At 68.8% G+C, this 5,060-nt stretch carries 4 protein-coding genes; all 4 read left to right on the top strand.

Features of this window, described 5'->3' with window-relative positions; genetic code table 11:
* Nucleotides 1-3,697, top strand: a 3,697-nt coding sequence (locus AC1D01_RS20320) for a fibronectin type III domain-containing protein (protein WP_477869447.1), incomplete at its 5' end; no start/stop codon positions are given.
* A gap of 128 nt (nt 3,698-3,825) precedes the next feature.
* Nucleotides 3,826-4,290 carry a glutaredoxin family protein gene (locus AC1D01_RS20315; protein WP_477869445.1) on the top strand — a complete coding sequence of 155 codons (465 nt, stop codon included), beginning with the start codon at nt 3,826-3,828 and terminating at the stop codon, nt 4,288-4,290.
* 96 nt (nt 4,291-4,386) lie between these two features.
* On the top strand, nt 4,387-4,833 hold the full coding sequence (gspG, locus tag AC1D01_RS20310; RefSeq protein WP_477869443.1) for a type II secretion system major pseudopilin GspG: 447 nt from the start codon (nt 4,387-4,389) through the stop codon (nt 4,831-4,833).
* Nucleotides 4,834-4,874: 41 nt separating this feature from the next.
* A partial coding sequence (locus AC1D01_RS20305) for a hypothetical protein (RefSeq protein WP_477869441.1) occupies nt 4,875-5,060 on the top strand: 186 nt, incomplete at its 3' end.

The following is a 5,060-nucleotide window of genomic DNA, read 5'->3' as shown; positions in this document are numbered from 1 at the left end:
TAACCCGAACGACACCTCGGCGAAGTTCTTCATCCGCCTGTCCAACAAGCAGAACATCAGCGACGTCGACGGCAGCGGCACCGTCAACCCCAAGACCACCAGCATCATCAACTGGCTGCTGATCCCGGCGCCCGGCTCGGCCGGCAACAGCCCGCTCGGCAAGAAATACCTCGTCGGCGCGACCCTCAAATACCGCTTCGGCGGCGAAGACACGGTGCTCGAGATCTCGCCCGACGTCATCACCGTCAAGCCGCTGCCGCTGCTCACGCTCGACTACTTCCTGCAGCAGGACGTGATCGGCGACGACCCGCTGACGCCCGAGATCGAGGCGGTCGAGCCGGCCACGCTGGGCGTGCGCGTCAAGAACAACGGCTATGCCGCCGCGAAGAACCTGAAGATCGATTCGGCGCAGCCGAAGATCGTCGAGAACAACCAGGGCCTGCTGATCAACTTCACGCTGACCGGCAGCTACGTCAACGACGCGCCGGCGCAGAACACGCTGCTGCTGAACTTCGGCGACATCGCCGCCGGCACCAGCAAGACCGGGCGCTGGCTGCTCGAGACCACACTGGCCGGCAAGTTCACCGAGTTCACCGCCAAGTTCAGCCATGCCGACGAGCTGGGTGGCTCGCTGACCTCGCTGCTGCAGGCCACCAACGCGCACCTGCTGATCCGCGACGTGCGCGTCGATCTGCCGGGGCGCGACCTGGTGCGCGATTTCCTGGCGCAGGACGGCGACGTCGTGCGCGTCTACGAATCCGACGGCCCCGACACGCTGGTCACCGACCGCAGCGCCGTCGCGCAGATGACGGCTGGCACCAACCCGGCAGGCAACGCGAGCTACCGCATCAGCTTCCCGGCCACCGCCGGCTTCGCCTACATGAAGCTGCCCGATCCGTTCAACGGAACCAAGGCGCTCGGCGTCGTGCAGCGCTCCGACGCGAAGCAGCTGCTGGCGGAGAACGCCTGGCTGTCGAAGACCCGCAACCTCGAAGCCAAGCGCTGGGAGTACTGGGTCAACGTCTTCGACGTCAACAGCACCGGCAGCTACGACACCGAGTTCAAGGCGCCGTTGCCGGGTGCCACGCCGCCGAACCTGCAGTTCATCCCCGACCACACGGTCACCGAAGAGCACCAGGTGTCCTTCCTGGTCGAGGCCAGCAGCGCTTCCGGCCTGCCGGTGACGATCGGCGCCGCGCCGCTGCCGGCCGGAGCCCGCCTGCTGCCGCAGGCCGCCGACCCGCAGGCACCGACCCTCGCGCGCGCGCTGTTCGACTGGACCCCGCCCAAGGGCTCGGCCGGCACCTACCTGATCACCTACACCGCGAACGACGGCACGCTGTCCGGCACGCGCTCGGCCCGCATCAAGGTCGAGTCGAGCACGCCACCGCCCGGCCCCGGCACGCCGACCATTGACACGCCGGCCTCGGGYGGCCAGGTGACGAGCCTGCGCCCGAGCCTGGCGGTGCAGACCTCCGGCAACCCGGCCGACCCGAGCACCCAGGTGCAGTTCGAGCTGTACCGCGACGAGGCGATGACGCAGCTGGTCGAGAGCGCGCTGGTGGCCAAGGCGCCGCCGCTGCCCGGCAACGGCGGCGGCAGCGTGCCGCAGCCCACCAGCTGGCAACCGGCCGCCGACCTGAACGACAACACCACCTACTGGTGGCGCGCGMGGGCCTACGACGGCACGCAGGTGTACAGCACCTGGGTCAACGGCCGCTTCTTCGTCAACCTGTTCAACGACGCGCCCGACAGCTTCAACCTGACCAGCCCGTCGCCGAATGCCGAGGTCTCGCTGCTGCAGCCGGTGTTGAGCTGGACAAACAGCGCCGACAAGGACGGCGATGCGATCACCTACGCGGTGGCGGTCTACCGCAACGCCGCGCTGACCGAGCTGGTGACGCAGGTGGCCGACCTGCCCGGCGATGCCAGTGGCACCAGCAGCTGGACGGTGGCACTGCCGCTGTCCAACCACGTCACCTACTACTGGCGCGTGACCGCCAAGGACGCGCTGGGTGCGCAGACGGCCAGCCTGGCGCGGCCCTTCCTGGTCAACACAGGCAACACCGCACCGTCGATCCCGCTGATCCAAGGGCCGGTGCCCGGCGGGCAGAGCGCCGTCTCGCCGACGCTGCTGAGCATCCAGAACAGCAGCGACGCCGAGAACGACCTGCTGACCTACGTGTTCGAGATCGACACCGTCAACACCTTCGATTCCGGTGACAAGCGCAGCTCGGGCCAGGTGATCCAGAGCGCCGGTGCGGCCACCAGCTGGCCGGCCGTCAACCTGGTCGAGAACAAGCGCTACTACTGGCGCGTGAAGGCGCAGGACGGCCGCGCCGAATCGGCCTGGGCCGGCGGCGACTTCCTGTTCAACGCCGTCAACGAGGCGCCGCCCGCGCCCACGGTGCGCAACCCCGGCAACGGCGCATGGACGCCGAGCCTGCAGCCCAGCCTGGAAGCCAACCCGGTGCTCGACCCGGAAGGCGATGCCGTCAGCTACCAGTTCGAGGTCTACCGCGACGCGGCGCTCGCCAACAGGGTGACCGAAGGCAGTTCGTCCAACACCGGCTGGATCGTGCCGCTGGCGCTGGCCGACAAGACCACGCACTGGTGGCGCGTGCGCGCGGTCGATCCGCAGAACACCGCCAGCGCCTGGTCCGCCGCCAGCGTGCTGTACGTCAGCAGCGGCCCGTACCAGGACCCGAGCATCCAGCTCACCGCACCGGCCACCGCGATCCAGCCGACCCTGGTCGACAACCGCAAGCTGGTGACATTGCGCTGGGAGGGCACCGACCCGAACATCGAGCCGACCATCGCGCTGTACTACGGCACCAGCAAGACCGGCTACGGCGGCACGCTGATCGTCGACGGGCTGCGCCAGGCGGCCGGCACGCAGTCGGGCACCTACACCTGGGACGTCACGGCGCTGCCCACCGGCACGTACTACGTGCATGCGGCGATCTACGACGCCAAGGGCATCGGCCGGGCCTACGCGGCCGGCTCGGTGGTGATCGCGCCGGCGACCCAGACCGGCGTCATCACGGTGACCGGCAACAACCTGTCGACCAACGAGACCGGCACCTCCAAGACCTTCACCGTCAAGCTCGGCAAGCAGCCGACGGCCGACGTGGTGATCCCGATGGCGTCGAACAACCCGCGCGAAGGCACGGTCAGCCCGCCGTCCTTCACCTTCACGGCGGCCAACTGGAGCACCGCGCAGACCGCCACCGTCACCGGGCGCGACGATTGCGTGCTCGATGCGGCGCAGACCTACCAGGTCGTGCTCGGCGCCGCGGTGTCGAACGACCCGAACTACATCGGCCTGGTCGGGCGGCCGGTGAACGTGACCAACGGCGACCGCGGCGACAACGCGAGCGGCACCAGCTCGCCGGACATCCACGTCTGCGGCTACTCGCTGGTCAGCATCCGCCAGCTGGCGGCGAAGAGCTTCGAGTACGTGATCAAGGTGGAGTTCTCCAACAGCGGCGCGCCGGTCACCGGCGTGCAGGCGACCTTGAGCGGCATGCCCAGCGGCTTCACGGCCCCGGACAACCAGGTGCTGATGGGTGCGATCGGYACCAACGAGACCACCAAGCCTGCCGACACCATCACCTTCCTGGCACCCAGGCTGCTGTTGAACCCGCCCAACAGCATCAAGTCATGGGCGGTCTGGAGCGTGACGATCCAGCGCTGATGGGCCGTGGCATCGTCAAGGGAATGCATCGAGACAACATGAGTCACCGATTGACGCAACGATTGACACACCGATTGGCGTGCACGGCTTCGGCCGCCATCCTTCTGCTTCCGGCCGTTTGCCATGCGGTGGACACCGGCAGCAGCGCATACCGCAGCGGCAAGGCAGCCGGTTACGTGGTCGGTGGCCTGCTGCTGTTCTTCCTCGCCCGCCGATTGCTGGGCGGCCTGGCCTGGGCGCGCTGGCTGATCGTGCCGGCCATCGCCATCGCRYTGTTCCGCCTGCACCCGTTCGGCGGCGGTGCCGGCAGCGRCGACCTSGACRSCGACCAGATCCGCGMSCTKGCCGYCRGCGTGCGYGCCGACGAGGTCGTCATGTACTCGACCACCGAATGCGTCTAYTGCGCCCAGGCCAAGGGCTGGCTGRSCCAGAACGGCTTCGCSTTCACCGAATGCAACATGAGCMTCAGCCCGGCCTGCGTGCAGGAYTTCACCCGCTWCGGCGGCACCGGCACGCCCTACCTGGTGGTGCGCGGCCACCACATGAAGGACGGCTTCGACTCCGACCAGTTCCTGGCCYTGCTGGGCCCATGACATCCCCCCGGAATGCGGAGAATCCAACACCGCTGCCGTGCGGAAAGCAGGCAGTTCGCCACTAGACTGCCGGCTGGTGAGGTTCGAGGTTCCAGAATGAGAAGAGCTGTCGGAAAGTGTGGGGGGCTGCGGCCGGTGTCGCAGCAGCACGGGTTCACGTTGCTGGAACTGCTGGTGGTGATCGTCATCATCGGCCTGCTCGCCGCCTACGTCGGGCCGCGCTATTTCGCGCAGCTGGGCAAGTCGGAGCGCGGCGCCGCCAAGGCGCAGATCGAGGGCCTGGGCCGCGCGCTCGACGCCTACCGGCTCGACACCGGCCACTACCCGACCACCGAGCAGGGGCTGAACGCGCTGGTCGTCAAGCCGAACGACGAGACGAAGTGGACCGGCCCCTACCTGCAGAAGGCCGTGCCGCCCGACCCCTGGGGCACGCCCTACGTCTATCGCTCGCCCGGCCAAGGGGGCGATTTCGACCTGCTGTCCAACGCCAAGGACGGCCAGCCCGGCGGGGATGGCGACGCGGCTGACATCTCCTACCGCTGACCTTGCCGCTGACCGTACCGCCGACCACCAGGTTCCCGTCCATGCAAGCCCCGGATCGTCCCAGCCCCGCGGGAGCGGTGGCGCCTGTCACGCGCCTGCGCCTGCGCGTGCAGGGCGCCGACGGCCGCGCGCAGACGCTGGAGTACGCCGACGTCTCCGAGCACGAGGCGGTGCGCCGCGTCGTCGCACGCGGCATGCGGGTGCTGGCGATCGAGACCGGGCTCGAC

The organism is Rhizobacter sp. P3_B12, assembly GCF_056402895.1.
The sequence above is the reverse complement of the archived record's forward strand: the minus strand, read 5'-3'. Positions and strand labels throughout refer to the sequence as shown.